The sequence below is a fragment of the Streptomyces sp. NPDC001156 genome, from assembly GCF_053598275.1.
In genome coordinates this window covers 18,171-34,146 of record NZ_JBSFJX010000047.1, presented here as the reverse complement: position 1 = coordinate 34,146, position 15,976 = coordinate 18,171, and the positions used below count along the sequence as shown (strand labels likewise).

The window sequence follows — 15,976 nt, the reverse complement described above, 5'->3', positions numbered from 1 at the left end:
GGCAGATTCCCTTCCTGAAAGTCCCACAGGGGAACAACCCGGACATCGGCTGGCGTCCCCGCCCTCGGGCGGGATGTGAACTCACGTGCAGACCCGAGGGGTTGTGCTCCCCCCGCGCGAGCGGGGCGTGAACCGGCCGTCCGGGTGCGGGCCAGCGCGGGACTGTCGGTCGCGGCCCGTATCCTCAATGACCATGCTCGAAGACCCTACGACCGCAGCGTCTCCGGCCTCTTGGCCCGCCGCCTATCCGGAGGGGTACGCGGTCGTCGACGTGGAGACCACCGGCCTCGCCCGGGACGACCGGATCATTTCGGCGGCCGTCTACCGGCTGGACGCGCGTGGCGAGGTCGAGGACCACTGGTACACGCTGGTCAACCCGGAGCGCGATCCGGGCCCCGTATGGATCCACGGGCTGACGAGCAATCTGCTCGAAGGCGCGCCGCTCTTCGGCGACATCGCCGAGGAGTTCGCGGGCCGGCTCGCGGGTCGGGTCCTCGTCGCGCACAACGCGGTCTTCGACTGGTCGATGATCGCCCGGGAGTACGCGCGCGCGGAGCGCGAGGCACCGGTCCGTCAGCGGCTGTGCACCATCGCGCTCTCCAAGGAGCTGGGCCTGCCGCTGGCCAACCACAAACTGCAGACGCTGGCGGCGCACTTCGGTGTCGTCCAGCAGCGGGCGCACCACGCGCTGGACGACGCCCGCGTACTGGCCGAGGCATTCCGGCCCAGCCTGCACGCCGCCGCACGCGGGGGCGTGCGGCTGCCGCTGCTGGAATGCCGCCCGCTGACCGAGTGGTCCGCCTCCACCACCATCGGCCGGCAGGCCTCCGGCGGCTACCGGCCGGTCACCTGGCGGCCCTCCCGCAGGCGCCCCGCCTGCCCCTACCCCAACCCGGGCCGTTACGAAGAGGGCAAACCGCTCAAGCAGGGCATGCGGGTGGCGTTCTCCGGCGACACGTCCGTCGACCGCGAGCTGCTCGAGGACCGGGCCGTCGAGGCGGGGCTGCACGTGGCGACGAGTCTGTCCCGGCTCACCAGCCTGCTCGTGACCAACGACCCCGACTCGGGCACCTCCAAGACGGTCAAGGCGCTCCAGTACGGAACTCCGGTGGTGGACGAGGCGGCCTTCGGTCAACTGCTGCGGGATGTCGAGCCCGCGGATACGCGGGCGAAGGCGGCCGCCGCCGCGCCGGAGGGCCGCTGACGGACGTACGGGTGATTGCCGTGCGACTCGCCCCGCGCTCGCTCGCCCGCGCGACGGCGAGAGCCCAACCTGTGGCGCATGGCGAGATGTGAAGTGTGCGGCAACGACTACGGAATGACCTTCGAGGTGCATGCGCAGGGCGAGGTGCACGTCTTCGACTGCTTCTCCTGTGCCATCCACCGCATGGCACCGATCTGTGAACACTGTCGTGTTCAGATCATCGGTCAGGGGGTCGAAGCGGACGGCCACTGGTACTGCGGAGCCCACTGCGCCCGGGCGGAGGGGAGGGTGGGGATCGTCGACCGGGTCTGAGACACCCCGGTGACGGCACCCCACGTTCCGAGATGTACGGTCGTGGGGTGTACCGCTTCCTGTTGTCCCGGCAATGGGTGATCCTCACCCTTGTCGCTCTCGCGCTCATCCCGACGATGATCGAGCTGGGCTTCTGGCAGCTGCACCGCCACGAGCACAAGGTGGCGCTGAACAAGGTGATCGCCGACTCGCTGGCGGCGATGCCGGTACCGGCCGAGTCGCTCACCTCGCCCGGGGCGACCGTCGCCCACAAGGACCTGTACCGCCGGGTCACGGCCAAGGGCACCTTCGACACCGCGCACGAGGTCGTCGTACGCCGTCGTACCAGCTCCTCCGGCGAGGTCGGTTACCACGTCCTGACCCCCTTCCTCCTGGACGACGGCAAGGTCCTGCTGGTCAACCGGGGCTGGATCCCGGCGGACGGCCCGCAGACCGCGTTCCCCAAGATCCCGGCGCCTGCTCCGGGCGAGATCACCGTCACGGGCCGGCTGATGCCGGACGAGACGACCGCGGAGAGCGGGATCAAGAACGTGCGGGGTCTGCCCGACCGCCAGGTCATGCTGATCAACAACACCCAGCAGGCCCAGAGCCTCGGCAAGCAGGTCCTCGGCGGCTACATCGAAATGACCGCGCCCGCCCCCAAGGGCGGGAGCCCCGAGCTGATCCCCGCCCCCGAGCACAGCGACATCGGGCCGCACATGGCCTACGCCGTCCAGTGGTGGCTGTTCTCGGCGGGCGTGCCCTTCGGCTGGTTCGTCCTGGCCCGCCGGGAGGCCCGTGAACGCGCCGAGGCGGCCGAGGAGCCGAGCGAGGAACCGGCGCCGGCCGCGGTCTGACCGGCCACCTTTCGACGGCACTCGGGCGCCGGGCGGACCGATCCGTACGGGACGCACGGAACCGCTGCGGCGAGGAATGTGCGAGACCGGGAAAACCGGGCAGACGCAGAACGTGCGGGGCGGACGCAGGCGTCAGGGCTGGGCGGTGCGTCCGCCTCGCGGCCGAGTACACGGCGGAACCTCCCCGGGCCTGCGGCGATCTCCGCATGGGGACCGCACTCGCCCTCGAAGAGGCGAGACGGCAGGATAGGGCCATGGATCTTGGACTGAAGGACCGTGTGTACGTCGTCACCGGCGGCACCCGCGGGCTGGGCAACGCCACCGCGCGGGAGCTCGTCTCCGACGGGGCGAAAGTGGTTCTCACGGGCCGCGACGAGAAGCGGGTCGCGGAAGCCGCGGCCGAACTGGGGGCCAACGCGGTGGGCGTGGCCGCCGACAACGCCGACGCCGGGGCGCCGGACCGCCTGATCGCCGCGGCCCGCGAGCACTTCGGCGGCTTCGACGGCATCCTGATCAGCGTCGGCGGACCGGCTGCCGGCTATGTCGCCGACAACACGGACGAGCAGTGGACGACTGCCTTCGAGTCGGTGTTCCTGGGCGCGGTGCGACTGGCCCGTGCGGCCGCCGCGGAGCTGGCAGAGGGCGGCGTCATCGGTTTCGTGCTGTCCGGGTCCGTGTACGAGCCGATCCCGGGCCTGACCATCTCCAACGGTCTGCGTCCGGGGCTCGCGGGCTTCGCCAAGTCCATCTCCGACGAGCTGGGCCCTCACGGCATCCGCGTCGTCGGCCTGCTCCCGGCCCGCATCGACACGGACCGGGTGCGCGAACTGGACGCGCTCTCCGCCGATCCGCAGGCCACACGCGTGGCCAACGAGTCCCGCATCCCGCTGCGCCGCTACGGCACCGCGCAGGAGTTCGGCCGCACGGCCGCGTTCCTGCTGTCCCCCGCGGCGTCGTATCTGACGGGCATCATGGTTCCGGTGGACGGCGGGGCCCTGCACGGCTTCTGAACCACGGGCACACCCCGGCGGCCCGTGGCCGCCGGGTGTCAGCTCACCCGCTGGGCCCGGCGCCTGACCCCGGACAGCCGCACCTCGGCGGGCAGCGCCGCGAGTCCGGCGGAGTCGCGGGCGCGGGCCAGCGCACCGGTGGTCAGGCGGTGCAGCACATCCCCGGGGTCCGCGTGGGGCGCCAGCAGCAGCCGTACCCGCGCCTCGGGTGCGCTGCGTCGTCCGGTCAGCACCACGTGCGCCCGTTCGACGCCGTCCAACTGCCCTGCCTCACCGGCGAGTACGCTCTCCAAGGCCCGCCCGCGCAGCAGGGCGCCCTCGCCGTCGCCGGTGTCGACGAGCACTTCCATGAGCCGGTGCCGGCGCAGCACCGCCCACAGCCACACCAGGGCGAGCAGAACGGCCACGGCGAGCACGGCGATGACAGTCGGCCACCACCAGCCCTGGTCACGCCACCGGGTGCGCTCGGCGTCGCTCAGCAGGACGTCGTGCGGGCCCTGGTGGATCCACCAGGAGGGCGGCCGCACACCGAGGCCGACGGCGAGCACGGAACCACCGAGGACGACCAGGACCACGCCGACCAATCCGATCAGTACACGGTTGACCATCCGCAGCACCGCGCCTCACCCCTTCCGTCCGGCCCGCCGCACGTGCACCGACAACGCGGGCGGTCTGCGGAGCCCGAGACTACGGACCGTGTCGGTGAGCGTCCTGTCCAAGTCGGCGCGTACGTCGTCCAGTTCCCGGGAGCGAGCCACCGCCCGCACATCCGCCCTGTCGCGTCCCAGGCGGACGCGTACCGACTGCACTCCGGAGACCTCCATGGCCCGCTCGCGCAGCACCCGCGCGGCGGCGTGCCGGTGCAGTCCGGCCCTCACGTCGGTGTGCGCCGGGTCCATCGTCAGTACACCGCGCAGTCCCGGCGCCACGGCGAGCACCAGCAGCACGACGCCGAGGGCCGCCACCACGCCCCCGCCGACCAGTACCCAGGTGCTGTCGAGGGGCTGCTCGGCCAGCCGGTGGGCGAGGGTCCGGCGCCAGGGCATGGCCGACCGGTGGGCTCTGACGGCGACCACGTCGTACAGGAAGAGGCCCCCGCCGATCAGGAGGAGCAGCGCGACGACGCACGCGGGACCCCGGCGCACCGACCAGAAGCGGCTCCCTCCGCGGCCCGCGCCGTCCACCGGTTCGTACGCCGCAGCGGACGCGGACTGCCCGAGCCGGCTGTCCGCGGTCTTCTCCATGACCGGGAGCCTCTGGGTGCTCCCGGTGCCCTGGGACTCGCTCATTGCGTCCTCCCGTGTGCCGGGACGGGATGCGGCCGCTCCACCCGGACGGCGACCTCATGCACCTCCATCCCCGCCAGAGCGCCTACCCGCTCGGAGCCCTGCCGACGCACCGCACGGCGCCGGCCGCCCCTGTCGTGGGCGTGGCCGAGTTCGACGCCGCCGCCGAAGCGGGCCGTGCGGGGTGGACGACGAGGGTGGCACGTGGCGGCACGGCGCCGGGCGACGGGGGCCGAGTGCCACCTGCGAACCGCCTGCGCGGCGATCTTCGTGGAGACGCGGTCGGCCGACCGGGTGGCGCCGTGCTCGGCCTGAGCAACGACGCCGGGACGCCCGGGTCAACGGGCCCGCAGCCCGTCCCTAGTCGCCGATCCCGGCCAGGTCCCGCAGCCGGCGGGCCTGCGCGGCCCGCTCCGCGGCGCGCTGCTCCTCGTACGTCCGCTCGGGGGCGCCGCGCAGCAGCGTCTTGGTCTCGATCACCGCATCCCGGGGCGCGGCGAGCAGTGCGGACGCCAGGTCCCGCACGGTGTCGTCGAGCTGCTCACGCGGCACGGCGAGGTTCGCGAGCCCGGTGTTCACGGCCTCCTCGGCCAGGACGAAGCGGCCCGTCACACAGATCTCCAGGGCCCGGGCATAGCCGACGAGGCCCACCAGCGGACGGGTGCCGGTGAGGTCGGGTACGAGGCCGAGGCTCGTCTCGCGCATGGCGAACTGCACGTCGTCCGCGACGACGCGCAGGTCACAGGCAAGGGCGAGCTGGAACCCCGCGCCGATCGCGTGGCCCTGAACCGCGGCGATGGACACGATGTCGTTGCGCCGCCACCAGGTGAACCCTTCCTGGAACTCGGCAATGGCCGCGTCCAGCTCCGCGTCGCTGCCGCGCGCGAGATCCACGAAGGTCGGTTCGCCTTCGATCCCCTCGGGCGTGAACATCTGCCGGTCGAGCCCCGCCGAGAACGACTTGCCCTCGGCGCGCAGCACGACCACACGCACGGAACCGGGCAACGCACGCCCGGCCTCCGCCAACGCCCGCCACAGAGCGGGGCTCTGGGCATTGAGCTTGGCCGGGTTGACCAGCGTCACCGTGGCGATCGCCTCGTCGACGGCGAGCTGTACGCCGTCCTTGTCGAGTACCGGTTTGAGTGAAGCCATGGGGCGCCTCCGATGGGTACGGTCAGGAGCGGGTGCCGTCCCGCGGCATCCACAAGTGACTGCACAGTAACCACCCGGCCGATCACCTGACCGACCGGGTGGCCACCACCGAAGCCGATGGGCCGCCCGGCGTCAGGCCGACGTGGCCTTCTTGCCCCGCGTCGCCCCGCCACGCCCACGAAGCGTGACGCCCGACTCGCTGAGCATCCGGTGCACAAAGCCATACGAGCGGCCGGTCTCCTCGGCCAGCGCCCGGATGCTCGCACCGGAGTCGTACTTCTTCTTTAGGTCTGCCGCGAGCTTGTCGCGCGCGGCGCCGGTCACCCGGCTGCCCTTCTTCAGAGTCTCGGCCACCCGTGCCTCCTCATGGGAAGTGCGCTCTGGTCCCCTCATGATCACCCCTCGGGAGCGCGATGGCCACCCATTCGGCAAGGTCCGTGCGACACGGTTTTGACGACAGGAACGCATCCCCACGAGTGGAATCCACGGTTCCGCCCGATGGTGTCCGTGCGCCCGAACGGGTTTTTCCGGGAACCACCAGGTCAGCGGCACACACCGGTCGAACCCGTGCGGTGAAAGGGCTCGGCGGCAAAATCGGTGTAGGACACACCTCGGTACGAGGAGATCTCACACAGATGATGGATCACGGATCGGCCGAATGATCCATACGCCGTGGATCAACCATTCGATCAAGCGGCTCTGACCGCCCCGAGCACGGAAGGGTCAGGCCAGCGCGACGAGGTCCGCGTAGTCCGAGCCCCACAGGTCCTCGACGCCGTCGGGCAGCAGGATGATCCGCTCCGGCTGGAGCGCCTCGACCGCGCCCTCGTCGTGGGTGACGAGGACGACCGCGCCCTTGTAGGTGCGCAGCGCGCCGAGGATCTCCTCGCGGCTGGCCGGGTCGAGGTTGTTCGTCGGCTCGTCCAGGAGCAGCACGTTCGCCGAGGACACCACCAGGGTGGCGAGGGCGAGACGGGTCTTCTCGCCGCCGGAGAGGACCCCGGCCGGCTTGTCGACGTCGTCGCCGGAGAACAGGAACGAGCCGAGCACCTTGCGGACCTCGACGAGGTCCAGGTCGGGGGCGGCGGAGCGCATGTTCTCCAGGACCGTGCGGTCCGGGTCGAGGGTCTCGTGCTCCTGGGCGTAGTAGCCGAGCTTGAGGCCGTGACCGGGCACGACGGCACCCGTGTCCGGCTGCTCCACACCGCCGAGCAGACGGAGCAGGGTGGTCTTGCCGGCGCCGTTGAGGCCGAGGATGACGACCCGGGAGCCCTTGTCGATGGCCAGGTCGACGTCGGTGAAGATCTCCAGCGAGCCGTACGACTTCGACAGGCCCTCGGCCATCAACGGGGTCTTGCCGCAGGGCGCGGGCTCCGGGAAACGGAGCTTGGCGACCTTGTCGGACTGGCGGGCGGCCTCCAGTCCGGCCAGCAGCTTGTCCGCACGGCGGGCCATGTTCTGCGCGGCGACCGTCTTGGTGGCCTTGGCGCGCATCTTGTCCGCCTGCGCGTTCAGCGCGGCGGCCTTCTTCTCGGCGTTCTGCCGCTCGCGCTTGCGGCGCTTCTCGTCGGCCTCGCGCTGCTGCTGGTAGAGCTTCCAGCCCATGTTGTAGATGTCGATCGCGCCGCGGTTGGCGTCCAGGTAGAACACCTTGTTGACGACCGTGTCGACCAGGTCCACGTCGTGCGAGATGACGATGAAGCCGCCGCGGTAGGTCTTGAGGTAGTCGCGCAGCCAGACGATCGAGTCGGCGTCCAGGTGGTTGGTCGGCTCGTCGAGCAGCAGGGTGTCCGCGTCGGAGAACAGGATGCGGGCCAGCTCGATACGCCGGCGCTGACCGCCGGAGAGCGTGTGCAGGGGCTGGCCCAGCACACGGTCGGGCAGGTTGAGCGCGGCGGCGATGGTGGCGGCCTCGGCCTCGGCGGCGTACCCGCCCTTGGTGAGGAACTCGGTCTCCTGGCGCTCGTACTGCTTGAGGGCCTTCTCGCGGGTCGAGCCCTTGCCCGTGGCGATGCGCTGTTCGTTGTCGCGCATCTTGCGGATCAGCACGTCCAGGCCGCGCGCGGAGAGGATGCGGTCCCGGGCCAGCACATCCAGGTCGCCCGTGCGCGGGTCCTGGGGGAGGTAGCCGACCTCGCCGGAGCGGGCGACGGTGCCCGCGGCGGGGATGCCCTCGCCCGCGAGGACCTTGGTGAGTGTGGTCTTGCCTGCTCCGTTGCGGCCGACGAGGCCGATGCGGTCGCCCTTGGCGACGCGGAAAGTGGCGTTCTCGATGAGGATGCGGGCACCGGCGCGCAGCTCGATACCGGAGGCGGAGATCACGGACAGACTCCAGAGCGGGTGAGGACGGGACGGACGGCTGAGGGCGTTCCCGCCGTCTAATGCGCAAGGAGAATGGCCATGGGCCCAGTCTAACGGGGTCGTGCAAGCGCTTTTCAGGTGTGGGGACGTTCGGGACTGTGATGCTCGTTGCCCTGTCCGCCGCGCCTCCACGCACGTTCGGCGCGCACGGTAGGCGCGACGCCGCGCAGAAGGCTGCGACGCGCCCGGTGTGTCCCCTGTTCGTGCCATGAGCCCGGTGCAGGGCTCCTGGGAGGGTACGAGGATGGCGTCACGGGACGGCGTTGCGCGCCCGGCGGGGGCCGTACCGGCCGGGTCCGGGGCCGTTGTCAGTGGCCGGTGCCAGACTGACCGGCAGGCCACGGTTCCGGCCGACCGGACGAACGGAGGGAGTGATCGGGATGGCGGGTATGGACGGCAGGCGTCCGAGCATCTACCCGACGCTGCTGTATGCGGACGCCAAGGCGGCGATCAGGCAGCTGACGGAGGCCTTCGGCTTCACGGAGCTGTCGGTGTACGAGGGGGAGGACGGCTCGGTGCTGCACGCGGAGCTGGTCCAGGGCAACGGAGCGGTGATGCTCGGCTCGAAGGGCCGGGGCGGCACCTTCGACCAGGCGATGAAGGGCGCGGGCCCGGGCGGGGTCTACATCGTCGTGGACGACGTCGACGCACACCACCAGCGTGCCGTGGAGCACGGCGCGGAGATCCTCATGCCGCCGACCGACCAGGACTACGGCTCGCGGGACTACATGGCGCGGGACGCCGAGGGCAACATCTGGAGCTTCGGCACCTACGCCCCCGAGATCCCGGCCTGACCCGCGGTCAGCTGCCTCCCGTGTGGACCTGGAACGCGGCCCGGCGCACGGCCTTGGCAAGCGCCGGGTCCGGGTGGGCGGCGGCGAGCGCGACCAGGACCTGCACGGTGCGGGGATGCCCGACGGCACGCACCTCGTCGAGCAGCGCGGGAACGGTGGGCTGCACGGCGGATTCCAAGTGGCGGACGAGCAGGGGGGCTTCGCCGTGGTCGGCGACGGCCGCGGCGGTGTCGACCCAGAGCCAGGTGGACTCCTGGCGGGTGAGCACCTCGTGGGCTTCCTCGGGGTCGACGCCCTCCTGCTCGGCGAGCCAGAGCAGGGCGTAGGGGCGCAGCGGGGTCTCGTCCGAGGCGGCGCGCACCTCGGGTTCGGCCGGCGCCCCGACCACGCGCAGCGCCTCGAAGGCCAGGCCGCGCAGCAGGGCGTCCTCGCCGCGGGCGGCGTCCAGGAGCTCGGTGACGGCGCTGCCGACCGTGCGCGCCGCGAGCCAGGCCCGGTACTCCGCGCGGGCCGCGTTCGGGCGCAGCTGTGCGCACCCGCGGAGCATGTCCTCGGCGTTCTGCTCGATGTTCCCGGCCGGGCTCTGCGCGGCGACGCAGATCTGCTCCAGCTTCACCCAGACCGCCCAGCTGCCGAGGGGGGTGAGGGTGGCCTGCCCGTCGGCGCAGGTGAGGGCGCCGACGTAGGCGAGCGCGTCGAGGGCCCAGTCGAGCAGAGGCGCGAGCTCGGCGCCCTCCGCCGGGTCGTGGACCGGCGCCCCGACGGATCCGGAATCAGCAGACGCGGCGTGCAGCACCTGCGGATAGGGGTCGTGGGCGGCGGACGGGGCGTACCGCACCTCGCACCGTTCCGTGCGCAGTTCGGTGACCCGCTGCCGAAGCAGGTCGAGCAGCTGCTCGACCGGGACGGGGCCCGCGGACAGCTGCAGGAAGGAGAGCACCTGGGGCATGGCCGAGACGGCCTCGGCGACGGCGGCGTGCTCCCGGTCGGCGGGTTCGGGACAGGCGAGCGACCAGGCGTCGAACAGGGCGACCCAGCCGCGCAGCACCGCGGAGTCGTCGCGGTTCCAGGCACGCAGCCGCCAGCCGGGCCGGGCGCTGTCGCCGTGCACCTCGACGAGTCCGGCCAGCCGGGCGGTGTCCCAGTCGGCCCGTACCTGAGCGGCGCTCAGACCGAGGTCGGCGGCAGCCCGTTGCGCGGTGGCGTCGGAGAGGGTGCCCGTGCCGTCGGGGGCGGCGCCGTCGCGGCCCGGGCCGAGCGCCGAGTCGGCCCAGCGGGCGACACGGGCCGAGTCGGCCAGCCGGGTACGGGCCATCCTGGCCAGTTCCGCGGGCGGGGGTGTCCCCTCGGGCGGACGGGGTGCGGGGCGCGAGCGGTGCGGGGTCACCGCTCGGGGAGCAGCTGCAAGCGGCCGCGGACGGACGAGTCGGAGCCTGGAGTCGCGCGGGGTACGGGACGTCACAGGTGCAGTCTTGCGGTTGACGGTCCGAAAACCCAAACGGAATGTCACAGCGGGCGACGAGGCAGGCCGACGCACAGGGCCTCGCGAGGGGGTGCATACGGAGAAAGCGCCTTCCAAAGGGTCCAAGCGGAAGGCAGGGCGCCAGCTCGGTACGGCGGAGGGGGTTTCCGGGGTGTGCGGCAGCACGGCCCTCGGGGCAGCGTCACATGAGCGGGGTCAGAAAACGCCGCATGGCCTCCTCATAGGCTCCGGGGTCCACGTTCCACATGGCACCGTGCGATGCGTTGCGCACGGTCTGCAGGGTGACCAGGTCGCCGCGGCGCTCGGCGAGACGGCGTGAGGGCCCCCATGGGGCGACCGTGTCGCCGGGGCCGTGGAAGATCAGAACCGGCACCTGCAGCTGGTCCGGGTCAGCGGGCTGGAGGCGGTCGCCGTGCAGACCGGTGCGGCCCTGTGCGGCACGGACGGCCAGCGGCAGCAGCGCTCCGGGGGTGCGGCGGGCGGCGGCGAGGGCGCGCAGCGTGGCCTCCCAGCTGAGCACCGGCGAGTCCAGGATGAGCCCGGATATCCGCTCGCGCAGCGGGCACTGCGCTGCGGCGCGCAGCGCCATCGTGGCCCCGGTGGACCAACCGTGCAGGACGACGCGCTCGGCGCCGGAGCGCACGGCGTAGCGGATGGCGGCGTCCACGTCGCGCCACTCGCTCTCGCCGAGGTGGTTCAGGCCGTCGGGCGGGCGGGGGGCGCCGAGATCCCCGCGGTAGGTGATGTCGAGGACGGGAAAGTGGTGACGGTTGAGGAAGCCCATGACGTTCATGGGGTGTTCCCGGGTGGCGCCGAGCCCGTGCACGGTGATCACCCAGGTTTCGCGGGCACCGGGCACGAACCAGGCGGGAAGGGTCCCGAGTTCGCCGGGCACGTCCACGTCGGCGTGGTCGAGGCCGAGTGCGGTGCCCGGGTTGCCGATGTGCAGATTCGGGGTGAGCCACGCCTTGTCACCGGGTTCGAGCGTGCCGTGGGTGACGCGCTCCAGGCGGCGTACGACGGTGTCGGCCGAGCGGGGCGCGGTGTCGATGACCGGGCCGACGACCGCGTGCGAGCCGTTGCCGGCGAGGCCGTAGGTGCCGGGGCGCTGGGAGGCCAGATCGCGGGTGAGAGCGATCCGCCCGGCCGCCAGAGAGTGCACGGTGAGACGGGGTTCCGTGGGCAGTGGCCGGCCCGGGGGCGCCTTGAGGGCGGCGTCGCTGGCCAGGCGGCCCGCGGCGACACCGGCCGCGCCGGCTGCTATGGCTACCGTGACGGCTGCGGCCGCCGCTTTGACAGTGCGCACCCATCCAGTCTCCCGGTGGAGGCCGCCCCCGGCCAGCGGGCGACACCACCGCGTTCGCCGAGGGCGCGCCCGATGCGGCGACCGTTCGAAGAAGGTTCCGGCCGGCTTCCTCTACTCCCCGCGCTGGCCGTAGCCCCGCAGCCGCTCCCCCACCTCGGCCACCTGCTCCCGGGTGAGCAGTGCCGGCGACAGGCCCGGCACCGACGAGGCCGTCAGCCACACACGGCACATCCACTCCAGCTGGGCCGTGCGGTCGTGGGCCTCGGTCAGGGACGACCCGTAGGCGATCGTGCCGTGGTTCTGCAGGAGGCACGCGCTGCGTTGCGCGAGGGCGCGGAGCATGTTCTCGGCCAGTTCCGGGGTGCCGTAGGTCGCGTAGGGGGCTACCCGGACCGGACCACCGAGGGCTGCGGCCATGTAGTGGATCAGCGGCAGTTCCCGTACCAGGGTGGAGACGGCCGTCGCGTGCACGGCGTGCGTGTGGACGACGGCGCGTGCGTCGGTCGTGCGGTAGACCGCCAGATGCATCGGCAGCTCGCTCGTCGGCCGCAGCGGGCCGAGCACCTGCCGGCCGTCGAGGCCGACGCCGACCACGTCATCGGGCGTCAGCCGCTCGTACGGCACTCCCGTCGGTGTGACCAGGACGACGTCGCCGACCCGTACGGAGACATTGCCGGACGTGCCGACGACCAGGCCCTCGGCCACGGTCCGGACGGCGGTCGCGACGAGTTCCTCCCAGGCCCCGGCCACCTCGTCCGCGGTGCCGGGAGCGCCCTGCCCGGGTCGTCCCGCCGCGTCCTCCCGGGCGTCCCGCGCGTCGCGTCCTTGCTCAGCCATGGCGCGATCCTGCCAGGCGGAGAACCGGGCCGCCTGTGACCTCGCGCACTGGGGCGCGCGACGGACCGCCGTCCCGTGAACTGCACGAGAGCCCGGTGTCCCGCGCGCCCGAGGTGTACCGAGAACGACACATCGGTCGATACACCCCCAAGACTCCTTCAGTTCATCTTCCATTCACTTAGGTTGCCTACGGTTCACGTGCCACTGACCTCCCACAGAAGCCTGGGTAAATGGAACACATCACGCTCCTCATTGGAATCGTGATCGTCACCGCTCTCGTGTTCGACTTCACGAACGGTTTCCACGACACAGCCAACGCGATGGCGACGACCATCTCGACCGGCGCCCTGAGGCCCAAGACGGCGGTGGCGATGTCCGCCGTGCTGAACCTCGTCGGCGCCTTCCTCTCCGTCGAGGTCGCCAAGACGATCTCCAGCGGCATCATCAACGAGCAGGGCATACGCGTCGAAGTGATCTTCGCGGCCCTGGTGGGCGCCATCCTCTGGAACCTGCTGACCTGGCTGCTGGGCCTGCCCTCCAGTTCCTCCCACGCTCTCTTCGGAGGTCTGATCGGCGCCGCCGTCTCCTCGGCCGGCTGGTCCGCCGTGAACGGCTCGACGGTCGTCACCAAGGTCCTGATCCCCGCGGTCGCGGCACCGATCGTGGCGGGCCTCGCCGCCCTGCTCGCCACGCGCCTGTCGTACGTCATCGGCAGCCGCGCCGACGGCAAGGCGACCGCGAAGGGCTACCGCGCCGGATCGATCGCCTCGGCGGGCCTGGTCTCCCTGGCACACGGCACGAACGACGCCCAGAAGACGATGGGCATCATCACCCTGGCGCTCGTCACCGGCGGCGTCATCGCCCCCGGATCGAACCCTCCCACCTGGGTCATCGTCTCGGCCGGCCTGGCCATCGCGCTCGGCACCTACCTCGGCGGCTGGCGCATCATCCGCACCCTGGGCAAGGGACTGACCGACCTGGCTCCGCAGCAGGGCTTCGCCGCCCAGACCAGCGCGGCGACCGCGATCCTCGCCTCCTCGCACCTCGGCTTCTCCCTCTCCACCACCCAGGTCTGCTCCGGTGCCGTCATGGGTGCGGGCCTCGGCCGCAAGGGCGGCGTGGTCCGCTGGTCCACCGCGACCCGGATGTTCGTCGCCTGGTGTCTGACGCTCCCGGCCGCAGGACTGGTCGGCGCGGGTGCCGAGCTCCTCACCAAGCAGGGCACGTGGGGCACCGTCCTCACCGGTGTGCTGCTGGTCGCGGGCGCCGGCGTCATCTGGACCCTGTCCCGCCGCAAGCCGGTCACGATCGACAACGTCAACGACGTCGAGACGGAGCCCGCGGGCGTCGTCACCACGGCGATCGCCGCGGTGATCCCGCCACCGGCCGGCCCGGTCGCCACGGCCGACGCAGGCACCGGCCTGACGGCCACCATCCCGGCCCAGAACTCCGGCTCCTCGGTGGAGTCGACCCGCACCGCATCGGTATAAGACGGCATAAGGAAGCACCCTCATGAACATCGACTGGGCGGCTCTCGGCACCGTCTTCGGCGTCAGCCTCGTGGTCACCGTGGCCCTCGTGGGCCTGTTCACCCTCGGCGTGGTGAGCCTCACGAAGAAGGAATCGGCCCGGGGCGGCGCTGCCGCCATGGCAGCCACCGGCGCGTACGCCTGCTTCGCCGCGTGTGTGGCCGCGGTGGGATACGGGATCTTTCTGATCGTCTCCTGACTCCGCGCGACTCATCGGCCCTTCGGCCACCGGCGACGAACCCTCGCAGTGATAGTCACTGCGAGGGTTCGAACTCGGTTGTGGACATACGCCGGTTCGCCACGTTCCGGGCCGCATCGCGACCACGCCGAAAAGACAGGCGCCGGACAGCGACCGGTCTGGTCGCGCACACCCAACTCACCTAATCTGATCGGGGAGTTGATGCTCGACTCAGGCCACCCGACCGGCCGCGGACGACATGTGGCAGGGAGCGGCACGGCCGGGGACACGCGCCGGCCGCGGCAACACCTCGAGGCGACCTCCCTGCCCCTGCGGCGGCCCCGCGCCCACTGCCGTTCACGGCCGGCGCGCACCTCGGCACCGGCCTGCGTCGCATCGGGGTGCAGAGCAGGCTGCCGCTGGGCCGGCACCGTGAGATGGCGCTTCACCCTGAGTCCCGACGACAACCGAAGCCCGGGAGGGGACGGCCCGGGCGGACAACGGGGAGGGAGACCGATGGGGGTCCTCGGGTTCCTTGAGTGGTACAGGCGGCTACGCGCGCTCCGCCTCACGGCGGAGCCCGTCGAGGAAACGGAGAACTCCGGGGGCGAGCAGCGGATGTGGTCGCCGGTGACCCGACTGCTGCTGGGCACGGCCCACGGCAGCGTGCTGCTGTTCGGCATCGCCGTGTCGGCACGGGTGGCGGCCGGCCTCGGGTGGGGCACCCCGACACCCCTGGCCACGACAGTGCTGGGAACCCTCGGCGCGACGGCCGTCACCGCTCTTGCGGCAAGCGCGGGCCGCACCCTGCGCGTCCGCCCGGCAGTGCCCCGGCCCTCGGACGCCGACGGATCCGCCCCGGAGGCCAACGGGTCCGCGAGCCACGGGGACGAACCGCCGCCGCGGCCCGGTCGAGAACGCGGAGACGCTCCGTGACCGGGGTGATCCCCCACCACAGGCCTGCGCCGGCCGCCGCGACGATCGTCACCACCACCCAGACCAGCGCCCGTGCCATGGATCCCGGCACAAGCAGTGCGGCGAGCGCGCCGGCGGCCACCGCGAACACCCCTGTGGTCATGGAGAAAAGCGCCAGAGGGACCGCCGCCGACAGGGTGGCCCGCGGAGCGCGGGGGCCTTCCGCGCGCGGCGGTATTTCCTCGGCTCTGTCCCCCATGCGAGCCCCTCCCGTCCTCTGGACGGACCTTCAGAAACCGTCCGCTGTCGGGTCCTCGAATCCAGTCAGCGAACCACACCCCGTCTTACGCCGAAAGGCGAGCACCGGGCCGGTGCGCCGTTTCGAGCCACGCGCCGGCGAGTGCGTCCCCTCGGTGGGGTCCTCCACACGGTCGTTGCTCCCGTCCGCCGCGTAGCCGTTCCCCTCGTGCGTCACAGGCGTCGGCGCCGCGCGGAAAGCACCGATCCGAGCGGCTGACGACATGTCAGCTGTGTGGGGCTCGGCACACCACTGCTTCGCAGGTCAAGAGCCAGTTGACGGGTGTTCCGGGGTCGTGGTGGACTGCCGGGGCCAACACGGCGGCAAGAGAGGAAGCCGGTGCGAATCCGGCGCGGTCCCGCCACTGTCACCGGGGAACAACCCCCGGGAGCCAGGAACTCTCACCGCCGATCTCGTCGAACCAGGGCGTGGACACCCTGAGTGAGGACATATCGCCATGCGTGGCTGCCGTTTC

Annotated in this window: 16 protein-coding genes and 1 riboswitch; of the genes, 8 read left to right on the top strand and 8 right to left on the bottom strand. The window is 71.9% G+C overall.

The window, feature by feature from the left end; genetic code table 11:
• The first annotated feature begins 193 nt into the window (after window positions 1-193).
• The 4 genes from ACWDA7_RS22585 to ACWDA7_RS22570 all read left to right on the top strand — a co-directional run bounded on the left by ACWDA7_RS22585 (window position 194) and on the right by ACWDA7_RS22570 (window position 3,362).
• Complete coding sequence (locus ACWDA7_RS22585; protein WP_450606031.1) at window positions 194-1,204, top strand: DEDDh family exonuclease; 1,011 nt, start codon at window positions 194-196, stop codon at window positions 1,202-1,204.
• A 78-nt stretch (window positions 1,205-1,282) separates the two neighbouring features.
• Window positions 1,283-1,516 carry a hypothetical protein gene (locus tag ACWDA7_RS22580; RefSeq protein WP_359398859.1) on the top strand — a complete coding sequence of 78 codons (234 nt, stop codon included), beginning with the start codon at window positions 1,283-1,285 and terminating at the stop codon, window positions 1,514-1,516.
• Between the two features lie 47 nt (window positions 1,517-1,563).
• Window positions 1,564-2,352, top strand: coding sequence for an SURF1 family cytochrome oxidase biogenesis protein (locus tag ACWDA7_RS22575; RefSeq protein WP_450606030.1), 789 nt, complete (start codon window positions 1,564-1,566; stop codon window positions 2,350-2,352).
• A 254-nt stretch (window positions 2,353-2,606) separates the two neighbouring features.
• Window positions 2,607-3,362 carry an SDR family oxidoreductase gene (locus ACWDA7_RS22570; RefSeq protein WP_450606029.1) on the top strand — a complete coding sequence of 252 codons (756 nt, stop codon included), beginning with the start codon at window positions 2,607-2,609 and terminating at the stop codon, window positions 3,360-3,362.
• A 38-nt stretch (window positions 3,363-3,400) separates the two neighbouring features.
• On the opposite strand, the gene amaP is transcribed toward ACWDA7_RS22570, so the two are convergent.
• From amaP to ACWDA7_RS22545, 5 genes are all read right to left on the bottom strand, one after another.
• A complete protein-coding gene (amaP, locus tag ACWDA7_RS22565; protein ID WP_450606028.1) occupies window positions 3,401-3,970 on the bottom strand; it encodes an alkaline shock response membrane anchor protein AmaP in 570 nt (189 codons plus the stop codon).
• A gap of 15 nt (window positions 3,971-3,985) precedes the next feature.
• Window positions 3,986-4,651 (bottom strand): DUF6286 domain-containing protein, encoded by a 666-nt coding sequence (locus ACWDA7_RS22560; RefSeq protein ID WP_450606027.1) that lies wholly within the window; start codon window positions 4,649-4,651, stop codon window positions 3,986-3,988.
• A gap of 357 nt (window positions 4,652-5,008) precedes the next feature.
• Complete coding sequence (locus tag ACWDA7_RS22555; protein WP_359398849.1) at window positions 5,009-5,800, bottom strand: enoyl-CoA hydratase/isomerase family protein; 792 nt, start codon at window positions 5,798-5,800, stop codon at window positions 5,009-5,011.
• Window positions 5,801-5,932: 132 nt separating this feature from the next.
• Window positions 5,933-6,154, bottom strand: a complete 222-nt coding sequence (locus ACWDA7_RS22550) for a helix-turn-helix domain-containing protein (protein ID WP_009337982.1) — start codon at window positions 6,152-6,154, stop codon at window positions 5,933-5,935.
• 369 nt (window positions 6,155-6,523) lie between these two features.
• Window positions 6,524-8,122 (bottom strand): ABC-F family ATP-binding cassette domain-containing protein, encoded by a 1,599-nt coding sequence (locus tag ACWDA7_RS22545; protein ID WP_450606026.1) that lies wholly within the window; start codon window positions 8,120-8,122, stop codon window positions 6,524-6,526.
• 419 nt (window positions 8,123-8,541) lie between these two features.
• On the opposite strand from ACWDA7_RS22545, the gene ACWDA7_RS22540 reads away from it, so the two are divergent.
• Window positions 8,542-8,955 (top strand): VOC family protein, encoded by a 414-nt coding sequence (locus ACWDA7_RS22540; protein WP_432926226.1) that lies wholly within the window; start codon window positions 8,542-8,544, stop codon window positions 8,953-8,955.
• Between the two features lie 7 nt (window positions 8,956-8,962).
• Here the strand turns inward: ACWDA7_RS22540 and ACWDA7_RS22535 are convergent, their stop codons facing one another.
• From ACWDA7_RS22535 to ACWDA7_RS22525, 3 genes are all read right to left on the bottom strand, one after another.
• Complete coding sequence (locus ACWDA7_RS22535) at window positions 8,963-10,417, bottom strand: hypothetical protein (protein ID WP_450606025.1); 1,455 nt, start codon at window positions 10,415-10,417, stop codon at window positions 8,963-8,965.
• Between the two features lie 202 nt (window positions 10,418-10,619).
• A complete protein-coding gene (locus ACWDA7_RS22530) occupies window positions 10,620-11,744 on the bottom strand; it encodes an alpha/beta hydrolase family protein (RefSeq protein WP_450606024.1) in 1,125 nt (374 codons plus the stop codon).
• 111 nt (window positions 11,745-11,855) lie between these two features.
• Entirely contained in the window at window positions 11,856-12,581 is a 726-nt protein-coding gene (locus ACWDA7_RS22525; RefSeq protein WP_450606023.1) for a class II aldolase/adducin family protein, read from the bottom strand.
• 230 nt (window positions 12,582-12,811) lie between these two features.
• Between ACWDA7_RS22525 and ACWDA7_RS22520 the strand changes: the two genes are divergently transcribed.
• From ACWDA7_RS22520 to ACWDA7_RS22510, 3 genes are all read left to right on the top strand, one after another.
• On the top strand, window positions 12,812-14,071 hold the full coding sequence (locus ACWDA7_RS22520; RefSeq protein ID WP_450606022.1) for an anion permease: 1,260 nt from the start codon (window positions 12,812-12,814) through the stop codon (window positions 14,069-14,071).
• Between the two features lie 22 nt (window positions 14,072-14,093).
• Window positions 14,094-14,309, top strand: coding sequence for a hypothetical protein (locus ACWDA7_RS22515; protein ID WP_450606021.1), 216 nt, complete (start codon window positions 14,094-14,096; stop codon window positions 14,307-14,309).
• Between the two features lie 495 nt (window positions 14,310-14,804).
• Entirely contained in the window at window positions 14,805-15,224 is a 420-nt protein-coding gene (locus ACWDA7_RS22510; protein ID WP_450606020.1) for a hypothetical protein, read from the top strand.
• Between the two features lie 559 nt (window positions 15,225-15,783).
• A riboswitch (cobalamin riboswitch) is annotated at window positions 15,784-15,921 on the top strand.
• Window positions 15,922-15,976: the final 55 nt, after the last annotated feature.